This is a genomic window from Jannaschia pagri (assembly GCF_019655435.1).
GTDB lineage: Bacteria > Pseudomonadota > Alphaproteobacteria > Rhodobacterales > Rhodobacteraceae > Jannaschia > Jannaschia pagri.
Genome location: NZ_BPFH01000003.1, coordinates 334,432 through 349,618, shown reverse-complemented (window position 1 = coordinate 349,618; position 15,187 = coordinate 334,432). Strand labels below are relative to the sequence as shown.

The 15,187-nt window shown below is 63.0% G+C and carries 18 protein-coding genes; 8 read left to right on the top strand and 10 right to left on the bottom strand.

The annotated features are described in order from the left end of the window. Positions 1-24: 24 nt before the first annotated feature. The 7 genes from K5R33_RS09790 to K5R33_RS09760 all read left to right on the top strand — a co-directional run bounded on the left by K5R33_RS09790 (position 25) and on the right by K5R33_RS09760 (position 5,528). Positions 25-261, top strand: coding sequence for an Lrp/AsnC ligand binding domain-containing protein (locus K5R33_RS09790; RefSeq protein ID WP_220748841.1), 237 nt, complete (start codon positions 25-27; stop codon positions 259-261). A gap of 96 nt (positions 262-357) precedes the next feature. Further along, positions 358-1,497: an ABC transporter substrate-binding protein gene (locus tag K5R33_RS09785; RefSeq protein WP_220748840.1), complete on the top strand. Its 1,140-nt coding sequence runs from the start codon at positions 358-360 to the stop codon at positions 1,495-1,497. Between the two features lie 91 nt (positions 1,498-1,588). Continuing rightward, positions 1,589-2,206 (top strand): LysE family translocator, encoded by a 618-nt coding sequence (locus tag K5R33_RS09780; RefSeq protein ID WP_255576294.1) that lies wholly within the window; start codon positions 1,589-1,591, stop codon positions 2,204-2,206. Beyond that, the gene (locus K5R33_RS09775; RefSeq protein WP_220748839.1) at positions 2,203-3,123 is read left to right on the top strand and encodes a branched-chain amino acid ABC transporter permease; all 921 of its coding nucleotides are present in this window, start codon (positions 2,203-2,205) and stop codon (positions 3,121-3,123) included. The genes K5R33_RS09780 and K5R33_RS09775 overlap by 4 nt, the downstream gene beginning before the upstream one ends. Next, entirely contained in the window at positions 3,120-4,103 is a 984-nt protein-coding gene (locus tag K5R33_RS09770; protein WP_220748838.1) for a branched-chain amino acid ABC transporter permease, read from the top strand. The genes K5R33_RS09775 and K5R33_RS09770 overlap by 4 nt, the downstream gene beginning before the upstream one ends. Beyond that, on the top strand, positions 4,096-4,845 hold the full coding sequence (locus K5R33_RS09765) for an ABC transporter ATP-binding protein (protein ID WP_220748837.1): 750 nt from the start codon (positions 4,096-4,098) through the stop codon (positions 4,843-4,845). The genes K5R33_RS09770 and K5R33_RS09765 overlap by 8 nt, the downstream gene beginning before the upstream one ends. Next, on the top strand, positions 4,842-5,528 hold the full coding sequence (locus tag K5R33_RS09760; protein WP_220748836.1) for an ABC transporter ATP-binding protein: 687 nt from the start codon (positions 4,842-4,844) through the stop codon (positions 5,526-5,528). Before K5R33_RS09765 ends, K5R33_RS09760 begins: the two co-directional genes overlap by 4 nt. 165 nt (positions 5,529-5,693) lie before the next feature. Here the strand turns inward: K5R33_RS09760 and K5R33_RS09755 are convergent, their stop codons facing one another. The 7 genes from K5R33_RS09755 to K5R33_RS09725 are packed head-to-tail and all read right to left on the bottom strand — an operon-like array spanning position 5,694 to position 11,886. Beyond that, positions 5,694-7,412: an ABC transporter substrate-binding protein gene (locus tag K5R33_RS09755; RefSeq protein WP_220748835.1), complete on the bottom strand. Its 1,719-nt coding sequence runs from the start codon at positions 7,410-7,412 to the stop codon at positions 5,694-5,696. Between the two features lie 40 nt (positions 7,413-7,452). Continuing rightward, positions 7,453-7,728, bottom strand: a complete 276-nt coding sequence (locus K5R33_RS09750) for a DUF2160 domain-containing protein (protein ID WP_220748834.1) — start codon at positions 7,726-7,728, stop codon at positions 7,453-7,455. Then, on the bottom strand, positions 7,721-7,957 hold the full coding sequence (locus K5R33_RS09745; protein ID WP_220748833.1) for a hypothetical protein: 237 nt from the start codon (positions 7,955-7,957) through the stop codon (positions 7,721-7,723). Before K5R33_RS09745 ends, K5R33_RS09750 begins: the two co-directional genes overlap by 8 nt. A 1-nt stretch (position 7,958) precedes the next feature. After that, positions 7,959-8,843, bottom strand: a complete 885-nt coding sequence (locus K5R33_RS09740) for a carbohydrate ABC transporter permease (protein WP_220748832.1) — start codon at positions 8,841-8,843, stop codon at positions 7,959-7,961. After that, positions 8,843-9,715 (bottom strand): carbohydrate ABC transporter permease, encoded by an 873-nt coding sequence (locus K5R33_RS09735; protein WP_220748831.1) that lies wholly within the window; start codon positions 9,713-9,715, stop codon positions 8,843-8,845. The genes K5R33_RS09740 and K5R33_RS09735 overlap by 1 nt, the downstream gene beginning before the upstream one ends. Then, a complete protein-coding gene (locus K5R33_RS09730; protein WP_220748830.1) occupies positions 9,712-10,794 on the bottom strand; it encodes an ABC transporter ATP-binding protein in 1,083 nt (360 codons plus the stop codon). Before K5R33_RS09730 ends, K5R33_RS09735 begins: the two co-directional genes overlap by 4 nt. A 3-nt stretch (positions 10,795-10,797) precedes the next feature. Further along, the gene (locus tag K5R33_RS09725) at positions 10,798-11,886 is read right to left on the bottom strand and encodes an ABC transporter ATP-binding protein (RefSeq protein ID WP_220748829.1); all 1,089 of its coding nucleotides are present in this window, start codon (positions 11,884-11,886) and stop codon (positions 10,798-10,800) included. A gap of 320 nt (positions 11,887-12,206) precedes the next feature. Here K5R33_RS09725 and K5R33_RS09720 point away from each other — a divergent pair, with 320 nt between their 5' ends. Then, on the top strand, positions 12,207-12,974 hold the full coding sequence (locus K5R33_RS09720) for a DeoR/GlpR family DNA-binding transcription regulator (RefSeq protein ID WP_220748828.1): 768 nt from the start codon (positions 12,207-12,209) through the stop codon (positions 12,972-12,974). Between the two features lie 31 nt (positions 12,975-13,005). On the opposite strand, the gene K5R33_RS09715 is transcribed toward K5R33_RS09720, so the two are convergent. From K5R33_RS09715 to K5R33_RS09705, 3 genes are all read right to left on the bottom strand, one after another. After that, positions 13,006-14,004 (bottom strand): TAXI family TRAP transporter solute-binding subunit, encoded by a 999-nt coding sequence (locus tag K5R33_RS09715; protein ID WP_220748827.1) that lies wholly within the window; start codon positions 14,002-14,004, stop codon positions 13,006-13,008. Between the two features lie 97 nt (positions 14,005-14,101). After that, positions 14,102-14,803, bottom strand: coding sequence for a winged helix-turn-helix domain-containing protein (locus tag K5R33_RS09710; RefSeq protein WP_220748826.1), 702 nt, complete (start codon positions 14,801-14,803; stop codon positions 14,102-14,104). Further along, positions 14,775-15,056, bottom strand: coding sequence for a hypothetical protein (locus K5R33_RS09705; RefSeq protein ID WP_220748825.1), 282 nt, complete (start codon positions 15,054-15,056; stop codon positions 14,775-14,777). Before K5R33_RS09705 ends, K5R33_RS09710 begins: the two co-directional genes overlap by 29 nt. Positions 15,057-15,187 lie beyond the last annotated feature (131 nt).

Here is a 15,187-nt window from a genome sequence, read left to right as displayed (position 1 = left end):
CCCAAGCCATGAACGGAGCCCGCCATGAACTGCGTCTTCATCCAGATCCGGTGCCGCCCCGCCACCGCCTACAAGGTGGCCGACGCCATCGCTTTGCGGGAAATCCATTCGGAGCTTTACTCGACCAGCGGCGAATATGATCTGCTGGTGAAGATGTATATCCCCGACGGCGAGGATGTGGGGAAGTTCATCAACGACAACCTGCTCGACATCGATGGGATTGAGCGGACACTGACAACGCTGACGTTCCGGGCCTTCTGAGGCCGGGGCAATGGGGCGGACCATGCCGCCCTGACCGAGAGCACACGAGACGACAACAAAGCACCGGGCAAACCCGGACCACGGGAGAGGGAAAAGATGAAGAGAACACTGATGGCAGCCGCCCTGGCGGCGCTGGCGACCGGAGCCCTGGCCGATGGGCATGGGGGCGTTAAGGTTGGCATGATAACGACCCTGTCGGGTGGCGGTGCCGGTCTGGGCATCGACGTACGCGACGGCTTTCTGCTGGCGGTGGCTCAATCGGGGCGTGACGACATCGAGGTCGTGGTCGAAGACGATCAGCGGAAGCCTGACGTGGCGGTCCAACTGGCCGACAAGATGATCCGGGCCGAAAAGGTCGACGTGATGACGGGGATCATCTTTTCCAACCTCGCCATGGCGGTGGTGCCCAGCGCCACGGCCCAGGGCAAGATCTATCTGTCGCCCAACGCGGGTCCCTCGGCCCTGGCCGGGCGAGGCTGTCACGAGAACTATTTCAACGTGGCCTGGCAGAACGACAACCTGCATGAGGCCGCGGGCGCCTATGCCAATACCGCTGGCTATGCCAACAGCTTTATCCTGGCGCCGAACTACCCGGCGGGCCAGGACGCGCTGACCGGCTACAAACGAATGTTTGAGGGGGACTTGGCTGGGGAAGTGTTTACCGACCTGGGTCAAACCGACTATGCCGCCGAAATCGCGCAGATCCGCGCCTCGGGGGCGGATTCGGTGTTCTTCTTTTTGCCCGGCGGCATGGGGATTTCGTTCCTGAAGCAATACGCCGACTCCGGCGTTGATATCCCGGTGGTCGGACCCGCCTTCAGCTTTGACCAAGGCATCCTGCAAGCCGTGGGAGAGGCCGCCGTGGGCGTGGTCAACACCTCGCAGTGGTCCAAGGATCTGGACAACCCCACCAACGCCGCCTTCGTCGAAAGCTTCCAAGCGGAGTATGGCCGCCTGCCGTCGCTCTATGCCTCCCAAGGGTTTGACACGGCGAACCTGCTGATCTCGGCCCTGGAGACGGCAGGACCCGATGATCTTGAAGCCTTCCGCGCAGCCCTCAAGGCCGCCGATTTCGACAGCACGCGGGGCGACTTTGCCTTTGGGTCGAACCAGCATCCCATCCAAGACATCTACGCCCGCGAGGTCATCGTGGAGGACGGCGTGTTCACCAACAAAGTGATCGGGCTGGCCTTGGAAGACCATGGTGATGTCTACGCCGCGGAGTGCCGCCTGTAGCGCGCCCCCTTGTCGGGCGGGGTCACTCCGCCTGGCTTGACCACGACGGCGGGGTGATGCCCGCCCGACGACCCCTATCGGACCACTGCCCTTGATCGAGACCCTTTCACTTCTGCCCGCAATCCTGGCGGTGGCTCTGGTCGCCTCGGCCTCTCCGGGGCCAGCGACCTTGGCCATTGCCGCGACGTCCATGGCCCATGGCGCCGGTCCCGGCCTGCGACTGGCCTCAGGGGTTTTGGCGGGGTCCCTGATATGGTCGTCCGCCGCTGCGGCGGGGTTGGCAACCGTTATGGTCAGCCACGTTTGGGTGGTCGAAGCCCTCCGCTACGCGGGGGCGCTTTACCTGTTTTGGCTGGCCTTCAAATCCCTGCGGGCGAGCCACAGGGGCCGCAGCGTCGCTGGCACGCCTGTGCCGGGACGTCCCTTTGTGCGCGGGTTCTTACTGCATCTCACCAATCCCAAGGCGATCTTTTTCTTCGGGGCCCTCTATGCAGTGGTGCTGACGCCCGGAACGCCGCCAGCGGCCCTGGCCCTAGTGGTGGTCGCCGTTGGCTTGCAAAGCGCGCTTGTCTTCCTGGGCTATGCTCTCTTGCTGTCGCGGCCAGGACCCATGGCGTTCTATGGGCGGGCGACACGATGGATCGACATGGTTGCGGGGCTGCTGTTTGCGGGGCTGGGCCTGCGCCTGTTGACCACCCGCCTGGGATGAGTGCGATCCTGATTATCGAGCAGGTCCTCAACGGCCTGCAATTCGGTGTCATGCTGTTTCTCATGGCGGCGGGGCTAACTCTGATTTTCGGTGTGATGGGGCTGATCAACTTGGCCCATGGATCGCTCTACATGGTGGGCGCCTTTGCCGCCGCCGCCGTGGCCGGGGTCACCGGATCCTTCGTGCTGGCGCTTGCGGCCGCGATGGGAGCGGCGGCCATCGCGGGCGTTCTGGTCGAGACATTGGTTATTCGCCGCCTCTACCGAGCGGATCACTTGGATCAGGTGCTGGCGACCTTCGCGCTGATCCTCATCTTTTCCGAGGGCACCCGCTGGGCCTTTGGATCGTTTCCGCTGTTTCTGGATACGCCAAGCTGGGCCTCCGGCCCGGTCACCCTGCCCGGTGGGATCGAATACCCCAAGTATCGCCTGATGCTCATCGGCGTCGGCCTAGCCGTGGCGGCGGGTCTGGGGCTGCTGATCACGCGGACGCGCATCGGCATCCAGATCCGCGCGGGTGAGAATGACCGCGAGATGATTGCCGCCTTGGGCGTGGACATATCGCGTCTCTATACGCTGGTCTTTGCCCTGGGGGCGGCCCTGGCCGGCCTGGCGGGCGCCCTGGTCGGCGCGATCCAGTCGGTGCAGGTCGGCATGGGGGAGCCTGTTCTGATCCTCGCCTTCGTCGTGATCGTGATCGGTGGCATCGGGTCGATCAAGGGCGCTCTGATCGGCGCGATCCTTGTGGGGTTGACGGACACGCTGGGCGGGATCTTCCTGCCGGAGGTGTTCAAGCTGTTCATGGCACCCGCTGGCGCGACGGCAACCGGATCGGCCCTCGCCTCCATGGCGATCTACATCCTGATGGGCGCGGTTTTGATCTGGCGTCCAACGGGCCTGTTCGGAGCACGCCCATGATCCGAGAGACCTGGCTGAACGCCGCGACTCTGACCCTGCTGGTGGCTGTGCCCGCCTGGGCCTTGGTGGTGGACGAGCCCTTTACCATCACCCTGGCCACACGGGCCGTCATCTTTGCCATCGCTGCCGTAGGGTTGAACATCGCCCTAGGTCTGGGCGGCCTGGTGAGCCTGGGTCATGCGGCCTTCTTCGGGATCGGCGGCTACGCCATGGGGATCCTCGCTCACCATGCGCAGACCTACGTGCCGCTCGAAATCGGGCCCCTGACCCTTGCGGGCACCAAGTCCATGCCCGTCATCTGGCTGACGGCGATGGTGACATCCGGTCTTGCCGCGCTGCTGATCGGGATGCTCAGTCTGCGGACGGCGGGCGTCTACTTCATCATGATCACCCTCGCCTTTGGGCAGATGTTCTACTTCTTCGCCATCTCCTGGCCCGCCTATGGGGGCGAGGATGGGCTGTCGATCTATGTGCGCAACGGGTTTCCGGGCCTGAACACCTTGGTCCCAATCCAGTTCTACGGTTTGTGCCTGGGCGTGTTGCTACTGGTTCTGGGGGGCATGTTCCTGCTGGCACGCTCCCCATTTGGATTGGCCCTGAACGCCGCGCGACAGGCGCCTGGACGGGTCGAGACGGTTGGCCTGAACGGGCAGCGCGTCAAACTGGTGGCCTTCGTGATCTCGGGCGTCATCACGGGGCTGGCGGGGGCGCTGTTTGCGGACCTCAACCGTTTTGTGGCGCCGACGATGTTCAGTTGGCAGATGTCGGGCGAGTTGATCATCTTCATCATCCTCGGCGGCACCGCGCGTCTGTTCGGGCCGGTGATCGGGGCCTGCGTCTTTGTTCTGTTGGAACATCTGCTCGGCGGCCTGTCCGAATTCTGGTTGGTGTACCTGGGCGCTCTGCTGCTGATCGTCGTGCTGTTTGCCCGGGGCGGGATCGTCGGGTTGTTGTCGGGCCGTAGGGCTGTCCATGACTGACCCGGTGCTGAGGACGCGCGGGTTGCACAAATCCTTTGGGGCCTTGGTCGCAACCGATGACGTCACCCTGGATGTGCGCGCCGGGGAAATCCACGCGGTGATCGGGCCGAACGGCGCGGGCAAATCCACGCTGATCGCGCAGATTTGCGGCACGCTGGCCCCCGACCGGGGGACCGTCACCCTGGACGGAGAGGACGTGACCGCCCTGCCCGCCCGCGACCGGGCCCGCAAGGGATTGGCGCGGACCTTCCAGGTCTCGGCCCTGGCCATGGAAGACACGGTTTTGCAGAACGCCGTGCTGGGCGCATTGGGCGCCCGGGGACGACCCTGGTCGTTTCTGCGCGCCGCGACCCGGGACCGGAACCTCCGTGACACGGCCGAAGCGGCGCTACACCGCGTGGGGCTGATCGACCACGCCGCCACGCACGCAGCCGAGCTATCCCACGGACAACGCCGACAGTTGGAGGTCGCCATTGCGCTCACCCTCGCGCCCAAGGTGTTTCTGATGGATGAGCCCATGGCAGGCCTCGGGGCAGATGGATCGAAACAAATGACCAGCTTTCTGGACGGTTTGCGGACCGAGGCCCCCATCCTCTTGGTGGAGCACGATATGGACGCCGTGTTTGCTTTGGCGGACCGGATCAGCGTGCTCGTATCGGGCCGTGTGATCGCCACGGGCACGACGGCTGAGATCCGGTCCAACCGCGACGTCCGCACCGCATACCTGGGCGAGGACGCATGAGCCTGCTTTCGCTTCGAAACGTGACGGCCTTTTATGGACCGGCCCAAGCGCTGTTCGACGTCTCCTTGGACGTTGCCCAGGGCGAGGTCGTCGCCCTGATGGGGCGCAACGGGATGGGTAAGACGACAACGGTCAAGGCGATCTGCCGAATGCTACCGGCACGGGGTGCGCTGACCTTTGATGGCCAGGATTTGACCCGGCTGCCGAGCCATCGCGCCGCGCGTCTGGGCATCGGGCTGGTGCCAGAAGGTCGGCGGTGCTTCGCCAATCTGACGGTGACCGAAAACCTGATCGCTGCCGCGCGACCCGGCCCTTGGGACATGGACACGGTGACGGCGCTGTTCCCGCGTCTCGCGGAACGACGGACCCAGACGGCAGGGACGTTGTCAGGCGGCGAACAGCAGATGGTGGCCATTGGCCGCGCCCTGATGACAAATCCACGGCTTCTGATCCTGGATGAAGCAACCGAAGGCTTGGCCCCGCTGATCCGCGACGAGATTTGGCAAGCGATTGCCCGGATCAAGACCGAGACGGGAACCGCCATCTTAGTGATCGACAAATCGCCTGCCGAATTGGCCCGCGTCGCGGACCGGGCTGTGATCCTGGCGCGGGGCGAAACCGTCTGGACCGGGGCAATGGACGCACTGACGCCAGAGGTAAGCGCGCGGTTCATTGGGCTGTAACGGCACTCGGCACCCCAGGACGTCGTTATCATCGGGTCACGCTCGAAGGCCACCGGCAGCCCCGTTTCCGACCCGCCCAGAGACGACAAAGGGCCGACCCGGCATCGGATCGGCCCTCCGGGGAGGACGGCGACCGGCTAGAACCGGGCGCCGTATCTCAAAGGCTTATTGTTCCCAGGACTTGATCAGCTCGTCATAGGCGACGGTGATCGGCTCTTCGTCCTCGTTCTCCAACTTGGCGAAGGGCGCGCCCGGCTGCGCGAACCAGTACTCGGCGTCCTGCTCCTCGTTCATGACGGGGCCTAGGTCACCCTGCACACCGGCCCGCTCCAGGCGTTCCAGCACACGCTCCTGATCGGCGCAGAGGCTGTCGAGCGCTTCCTGGGGCGTTTTGGCGCCGGACATAGCGTCACCGATGTTCTGCCACCACAGCTGCGCGAGCTTGGGGTAGTCCGGCACGTTGGTGCCCGTGGGCGACCAAGCAACGCGCGCGGGCGAGCGGTAGAATTCGATCAGACCGCCCAGCTTGTCGGCCCGCTCCGTGAAGTGGTCGGAGTTGATGGTCGACTCGCGGATGAAGGTCAGACCGACGTCAGACTTCTTCAGGTCCACCGTCTTCGACGTCACGAACTGCGCATAGAGCCAAGCGGCCTGGGCACGGTCCACGGGGGTCGATTCCATCAGCGTCCAGGAGCCAGCGTCCTGGTAGCCAATCTTCTGACCTTCCTTCCAGTAGACACCGTGGGGCGAGGGGGCCATGCGCCACTTGGGCGTGCCGTCCTCGTTCATCACGGGCAGGCCGGGCTCGACAGTCGCAGCGGTAAAGGCCGTGTACCAGAACATCTGCTGGGCCACGTTGCCCTGCGCCGGGATCGGGCCAGCTTCGCCGAAGGTCATACCAGCGGCTGCGGGGGGCGAGTACTTCTGGAGCCATTCAATCGCCTTGGTCACGGCATAGACGGCGGCGGGCGAGTTGGTCGCGCCACCACGGGCCACGCAGGAGCCGGTCGGCTGGCTGTTCTCGTTGACCCGGATACCCCATTCGTCGACGGGCAGGCCGTTCGGCTCCCCCACGTCGCCCATACCGGCCATGGACATCCACGCGTCGGTGTAGCGCCAGCCGAGCGACGGGTCCTTTTTGCCGTAGTCCATGTTGCCAAAGACTTCGCCTTCCACACCCAGGTGGCTCAGGTCACGGCCGGTGAAGAACTCGGCGATGTCCTCGTAAGCCGTCCAGTTGACGGGAACGCCCAGTTCATAGCCATACTTGGCTTCGAAATCGGCCTTGTTCTTTTCGTCGTTAAACCAGTCGTAGCGGAACCAATAGAGGTTCGCGAACTGCTGGGTCGGCATCTGGTACAGCTTACCATCGGGACCGGTGGTGAAGCTCAGCCCGATGAAGTCCTCCAAGTCCAGCGTCGGCAGGGTCACATCCGCGCCCTCGCCCGCCATCCAGTCGGTCAGGTTGCGTACCTGCTGATAGCGCCAGTGAGTGCCGATCAGATCGGAGTCGTTGACGTAGGCATCATAGATGTTCTCGCCCGACTGCATCTGGGTTTGCAGCTTCTCGACAACGTCGCCTTCGCCGATCAGGTCATGGGTGACCTGAATGCCGGTGATCGCGGTGAAGGCCGGGGCCAGAACTTGGGATTCGTATTCGTGTGTCGTGATCGTTTCCGAGACGACGTTGATCGACATGCCCTGATAGGGAGCGGCGGCGTCCACGAAGAACTGCATCTCCGCTTCCTGCTCCTCGCGCGACAGGACGGAGAGACCGGCGATCTCATTGTCCAGGAAGGCGCGCGCGGCCTCCATGTCGGCGAAGGCGGGAAGGGTCGTCAGACCGATCGCGATCGCCGTGGTTGAGGTTAAGATTTTGTTCATTTCAGTTCCTCCCTTGAATGAACGTCTTTGATTGGCGCTGTCACACCCAGCGGAACACCGCAGCGGCGTAGACAGCGCAAAGGATCAGGGCCTGCCATTGCGGCAACCCACTGAGCCCGAGCCAGGCCAGGTTGATGAAGGCCGAGCCCAGAAGCGTGATGAACAAGCGGTCCCCACGCGTCGTTTCGATCCGCAGGACACCCACGCGGGGCGTCTCCGGGAATTTGATGGCAAGCACGGTGAAGGTGATCAGGATTGTCGCGATGATCGCGAAGAAAGCGGCGGTGGGCCAAGTCCAGGCCATCCAGTCAAGCATTGATCGCTCCTAAGATCGTATCGAAGGCAGCCCCGGCAGAGGCCCAATCGTCAAACTCCAAGACAACCGGACCGGCGCTTCGGATTTGAACAATGACGGCGGGCGGCGTTGTCGACTGGCTGCCGGAACGGTCGACCCGACGCTGCACACAGAAGACATCTTCCGACCTGACCGCAAACTGGGACCCACCGGCGAGTCCATCGGACGCACCAAGAACAAGCGTGCCCATCTTACACCCGCCCCAGGGCAAAGCCCTTCGCGATGTAGTTGCGCACGAAATAGATCACCAAGGCACCCGGCACGATGGTCAGCACCCCCGCAGCCGCCAGCACGCCCCAGTCGATCCCTGCGGCACCGACGGTGCGGGTCATGGTCGCCGCAATGGGCTTCGCATCCACCGAGGTCAGCGTCCGCGACAGCAACAGTTCCACCCAGGAGAACATGAAGGCGAAGAAGGCGGCCACACCGATGCCGGAAGCGATCAGGGGCATGAAGATCTTCACGAAGAAGCGCGGGAAAGAATAGCCGTCGATATAGGCCGTCTCGTCGATCTCCTTCGGGACGCCGCGCATGAAGCCTTCGAGAATCCAAACCGCCAGTGGCACGTTGAACAGGCAGTGCGCCAGAGCGACCGCGATATGCGTGTCGAAGAGGTTCACGCTCGAATACAGCTGAAAGAACGGCAACGCGAAGACGGCGGGCGGCGCCATGCGGTTGGTCAGCAGCCAGAAGAACAGATGCTTATCACCCATGAAGTGATAGCGGCTGAAGGCATAGGCAGCAGGCAGGGCCACGACCAAGGTAATCACCACGTTGATTGACACGTAGATCAGCGAGTTGATGTAGCCCGAATACCACGCCGGATCCGTCAGGATCGTCGCATAATTGGCGAAGGTCAGGTCGCGCGGCCACAGCGTGAAGGAGTTCAAGATCTCCGTGTTCGTCTTAAGCGACATGTTCAGCAGCCAATAGATCGGCAGCAGCAGGAACACGAGGTAGAGGGTCATCACCACCACGCTGCCTTTGATCGGCAACTTGCGGCGGGCGACGGCGGGGGCTTCGGTCGCGCGACCGGGGAGCGAAGCCGCGCCGGGGGCTTGAGCGGTATCGGTCATCACACGCCGTCCCTTTTGTCGAGGTTGGTCATCACGGTGTAAAACACCCAGGAAATCAGAAGGATCACGAGGTAGTACATGATCGAGAAGGCGGCGGCGGGACCGAGGTCAAACTGCCCCAGGGCCATCTTAACCAGGTCAATCGACAGGAAGGTCGTCGAGTTGCCCGGCCCGCCCCCGGTGACTACGAAAGGCTCCGTGTAAATCATGAAGCTGTCCATGAACCGCAGCAGGATCGCGATCATCAGCACGCCCATCATCTTGGGCAGCTCGATGTAGCGGAACACCTTCCAGCGGCTCGCCTGGTCGATCTTGGCGGCCTGGTAGTAGGCATCGGGGATCGATTGCAAACCGGCATAGGCCAGAAGCGCCACCAGCGAGGTCCAGTGCCAGACATCCATCACGATGACCGTGGCCCAGGCGGCGTAGAAGTCCTGCGTGTAGTTGTAATTGATGCCAATCGCGTCGAGCGTGTAGCCCAAGAGGCCAATGTCCACGCGGCCAAAGATCTGCCAGATAGTACCAACCACGTTCCATGGGATCAGCAGCGGCAGGGACATCAGCACCAGGCAGAAGGACGCCCAGAACCCGGACTTCGGCATGTTCAACGCCACGAAGATGCCCAGTGGGATTTCGATGGCCAGGATGATGGCGGAAAAGGCGATCTGTCGGCCCAGGGCGTCCCACATGCGGTCGCTCGACAGCATCTCTTCGAACCATTCGAGACCCGCCCAGAAGAATACGTTGTTCCCGAAGGTGTCCTGGACCGAGTAGTTGACCACGGTCATCAGCGGGATCACCGCCGAGAAGGCCACCAGCACCAGGACGGGCAGGACCAGGAACCAGGCCTTTTGATTGACGGTCTTGTTCATGCCGCTTCCCCTTCGGCCTTGATACGCCAACTGTCGGCGTAGACGTTGACCCCCTCGGGCGCGAAAGCGACGCGGTTGGCGGCGGGGGAAATCCCTTCACCCTCGGCCAGGATCACGTTCACTTCGGTCCCGAAAACATCCGTGCGGACGATCTTATGACGGCCCACGTCCTCGACGCGTTTGATCTTGGCGGGCAGGCCCTCATCCGCGCTGAGCCGCGTGAACTCTGGCCGGACGCCAAGCTCGATCTTGCCCGACGGCGTCCCGAAGGCCTTACCCAGCGCGATCTCAGTCCCGCCGATCACGGCGCGGTCGCCTTTGACCGTCGCGTCCAGCACATTCATGCCGGGCGAGCCGATGAAGTAGCCGACGAACGTATGCTCCGGCCGTTCGAACAACTCCTGCGGTGTGCCCATCTGCACGACGCGGCCGTCGTACATCACCACCACCTTGTCGGCGAAGGTCAGCGCCTCGGTCTGGTCATGGGTGACGTAGATCATCGTATGGCCGAACTGCTGGTGCAGCGACTTAAGCTGCGTGCGCAACTCCCACTTCATGTGGGGGTCGATGACGGTCAGTGGCTCATCGAACAGCAGGGCATTCACATCCTCACGGACCATGCCACGGCCCAGAGAGATCTTCTGCTTGGCATCTGCCGTCAGGCCGCGGGCCTTGCGGTTCAGCATGTCTTCCATGCCGATCATCTGCGCGATCTGTTGCACCCGGTTGGCCACATAGGTCGCGTCCGCCCCGCGGTTGCGCAGGGGGAAGGCCAGGTTATCGCGCACGGTCATCGTGTCGTAGACGACGGGGAACTGGAACACCTGGGCGATGTTGCGCTGCGCCGTGGGCGCGTGTGTCACATCGCGCCCGTCGAACAGGATCCGCCCCTGGGACGGATGCAGCAGGCCCGAGATGATGTTGAGCAGCGTTGACTTGCCGCAGCCCGACGATCCGAGCAGGGCATAGGCTTCGCCGTCGACCCAGTCGTGGTCCAATTGCTTCAGCGCGAACTGATCCTCGGACGTGGGGTTGGGCAGGTAGGAATGCGCCAGGTTATCGAGGGTGATCTTGGCCATGGGTCAGGCAGCCTCGGCATAGGCGGCCGGGGCAACGAGGGCCCCACTCTCCGCGAAAACATAGACATGGGCGGGGTCGAGATAGACCGGCAGATCCGCGCCCAGGGTCAGGTCCCGCACCCCATGGATCAGCCCGACCCAGCGTTGGCCGTGGTGATCCAGGTGGACGAAGGTCTCCGACCCGGTGATTTCGGTCACGGCGAGGGTGGCGGTGAACTCCATGGCGTCGGCCACGTGTTTCGCCAGCTCCAGGTGGTTGGGGCGGAAGCCTGCGCGATAGGTGCCATCGGCCAGGGCCGACAGGGCGCCCGTGGCAGGCGCGGCTTGGCCATCGCCGAACAGCAGCCGGTCGCCGGATTTGCGGATGTCGAGGAAGTTCATAGGCGGATCACTGAACACCCGCGCCGTCGTGGCATCCACCGGCTTGCGATAGACCGAGGGCGTTGGCCCGAACTGGGTCACCCGGCCCTCCCACAGCGTGGCGACGTTGCCACCGAGCAGCAGCGCCTCCTCCGGCTCAGTCGTCGCATAGACGAAGATCGAGCCCGCCTCTTGGAAGATGTTCGGGATCTCGGCCCGCAATTCTTCGCGCAGTTTGTAGTCCAGGTTGGCCAGCGGCTCATCCAGCAGGACAAGGCCCGCGTCCTTCACCAATGCCCGTGCCAAGGCGCAACGCTGTTGCTGCCCGCCAGACAATTCCAGGGGCTTACGGTCCAGCATGGGGGACAATTGCATCAGGTCGGCTGCCTTGCGCACCGCCGCGTCGATCTCTGACGCGGTCTTTCCCAGCAGGCGCATGGGCGAGGCGATATTGTCGTAGACCGTCATCGACGGGTAGTTGATGAACTGCTGATAAACCATGGCTACGCCGCGATCTTGGACCCGCAGGCCAGTCACATCTTCGCCGTTCCAAAACACCTGACCCGAGTTGGGCACATCCAGCCCGGCCATCAGGCGCATCAGCGATGTCTTGCCAGATGACGTAGGCCCCAGCAGCACGTTCATGGTGCCTGCCGTCAACGTGAGGTCGGTGGGATGAATATGGGTTTGCCCGTCAACAGACTTGGCCACTTGCCGCAGTTCCAGGGACATCTAGCGCGCCTCCGATCCATCTGGGCCGGGATCGGCGTGAGCGCTGGTTTGGTCTGCGTTGCTCAACAATGGTGCCTCCCCGCATCCTTTGCACGGGCAAACGAACAGCATATGGAACCAATCGTCAATAACGAATGTTCGTTTTCTTTCCTTTCTGGTCGAACGCACTAGGCACAGGCGCTGCCGCCTTACGACGCCCGATGGATATTTCAGTTTTGTATCAGAGAGATATGGCTCACCGGAACGAGGTTTCCAGCCCCTACACTGGACGGACGTCGCGCGCCCCATATAACGTGCAACCGATATGTTCGGGGGGACCGGTGGTCACTAATTTTCGCAAAGCAGAGATCCTTGAGCAGGCCCGTCGGGACGGCAAAGTCCTCGTTGACGACCTAGCCCGACGCTTTGACGTCACAGTCCAGACCATCCGACGAGACCTGTCGGAGTTGTCCGATGTGGGCAAGTTGGAGCGCGTCCACGGTGGGGCCATCGTGCCCTCGGGCGTGGTGAACATCGTCTATGAGGAACGGCGGCAGTTGAATGACGCGGGCAAACGCGCCATCGCCCAGGCCTGCGCCGCAGAAATCCCGAATGGATCCTCGATCTTCATGAACATCGGCACCACGACCGAAGCGGTGGCTACGGCGCTCCGCGACCATGAAGATCTGCTGGTTGTCACCAATAACCTCAACATCGCGAATATTCTCACCTCCCATCGGCAGTGCGAGATCGTCGTGACGGGTGGCACGCTACGTCGGACGGACGGCGGCCTGATGGGGGGGTTCGCCGTTGAGACGGTGCGGCAGTTCAAGTTCGACTATGCCCTGATCGGCTGTTCGGCTTTGGACCAGGACGGGGACCTGCTAGATTTCGACGAGCAAGAAATCACCGTCAGCCAAACCGCGATCCGCCGCGCGCGACAGGTGTTTGCCGTGGCCGACAAATCCAAGCTGGAGCGTAAGGCGCCAATCACCACCTGCGGGTTGGACGAGTTGGACGCCCTGTTCACCGACGCGGACCTGCCCGACCACCTCGTGACCTTGGCCCAGCGGGCAGAGACGCGGGTTGTCACCGTTCCAGGCGCCTAACGGAAGTAGTAAGGAGCGCAGCGCCCCAGCGCTAATTCAGGATGCCGATTTCGCCGTAAAACCGCTCCGCCCCAGGGTGCAGCGGGATCCCTACGCCGTCCAAAGCAGTCTCCGTCGTGATCAGCGCGCCCTTCTCATGACCGCCGTCCAGCAGTCTACGGGTCGTGCTGTTCCACAGGGCGCGGGTGATTTCGTAGATCAGATCCTCTGACTGATTGGCCAGGGTGACCCACTGCGCATTGACGCCTATGGTCCAGATATCATCGGTTAGACCGGGATAGGCCCCGGCGGGGATCACGTCATAGGCCAGGAACTCATGTTCAACCAGAATGACCTCGGTCGCGTCTTCGTCGAAGGGGACCAGAGTGATCTCCATATCCTCGGCAAGCTCCGTGATTGCCTTGGCGGGGTAGCCTCCGGAAAAGAAAAACGCGTCCAATGTGCCCGCCCGCATGGCGGCGGCAGCGTCTTCTATCTTGAGAAACTGGGCCGAGACATCCGCTTGGGTGATGCCAACCGCGCGCAAAATGATCTCCGCCTCGACCAGCGTGCCGGACCCCGGCTCATCCAATGACACACGTTTGCCCACCAGATCCCCGAGCGAGGTGATCCCACTGTCGGCGGAGGCGACCACATGCATGGATTCCGGGTACAGGTTCGCAATGGCGCGCAGCCCCTCAACCGGCGGACGCGGCGCCCAAATCCCCGTGCCCGAATGGGCCCAGGTGGCCACATCGGACTGGACAAAGGCGCTCTCCAACTGGCCTTCGGCAACCAGTTCGACATTGGCAACGGATCCGTTTGTTGTGATCGCTGTGGCCGTCAGACCCGGCACACCACAGGCGCCGCCATCTTCGCAGGGCCGTGATCCAGGGGGCGCGGAAATGGCGTTGGCGATCAAACCTCCGATGGGGAAGTACGTCCCGAAGGTGCCAGCCGTCGCGATACGGAAGGATCGCGCCTCTTGCGCGGCCCCTGCCGTACAAATGACCAGCCAAAGGCCCAACGCCGCCAAAGCCACCCGTCGCATGTCCCACCCCAATTGTCCCGATACAATGGCCGGAACCCTTGTCCATATGGGACGTCCTGAAAAGGCCCTGAGCGCAATCGGCCTGCAACCGTTGCGATCAGACCATGCGGATAACCTTCGGATCCAACGCCAAAACGTAGCCTTGGCGGGTGATGTTGCGGATCAGCAGATGAGTCACGATTTGGTTACCCAGCGCATCGCGCAGCCGTTTGATCCGCGTGGCGCCCGCAGCCTCGTCGCAATCCGCCTCGGCCTTGCCGGAAATCATGGCCTCAATCTGGGCACCGGTCAGCATATCCCCGTCAATGCGGGCCTCTGCCAACACGCTGAGCGTCTCCATGGCGGCATCGGTCAGCTTCAGCTCAATGTCGTTCAGCATCACCGCATTCTCGGCCCGCGCCAGCACGAGTGACGTGACCTGTATCCCCGACCGCTCGATCTCTCCCATGCGGCGGTTCAAGGTGACCACCGCCACCAACAGGACCACGCAGGCGATCAGCAGCGCCGTCGCAAAGACCAGCAGCACAAAGATCACCATCCGGTAGCTGACGAGAACCTCGGAGAAGGCCGTGCCCGATTGGGCCAGCACCTCCAACAATCCGATCTCGGCCTGGGTGGTGAGGTCCTGTTCCACGAACAGACGCTCCACCCGCGCGTTGAACGCGTTCCCATCGGGCAAGGTCGCAAACAGAAACACCGCCGCCGCCAGCAGGATGACGACGATAGCGGCAATCCCAAATCCGACGATCCGGGCCGAGGCAGCCCGCGTTTCAGTAACGGAGGAAGAAGGCGCCTGCACTGGCTCTCCTCTCGGATAGACCCTCTGGGCCGAAGACAGAGACGACGTTCAGCAACTGCCAACCGTCTTGCAACCGACCGGCGACAACGCCCGCAGCGGCCCCTGCGGAGCAGGCACTGTCAGGAATCTGCATGACACCATAATGCAGGCGCAGGGGATTGTCCTGCTTGGCCTTATAGTCGGCGTAGCACTCAGCCTGCGCTGCGGTCGCGCTCAGCAGCAGCGCACCTAGGAGGGGGACCAGATATCTCATGGGTCAACCTTGGGCGACCGGGGCCGCGCAGGCAATAACAACCCCGGCGATAGGCGATGACATGGCGTTGATATTGAGGCGCAGCGGGACGGTTCGGCACCCAGGTGGCATCCATCCCACCCAAGCACGAG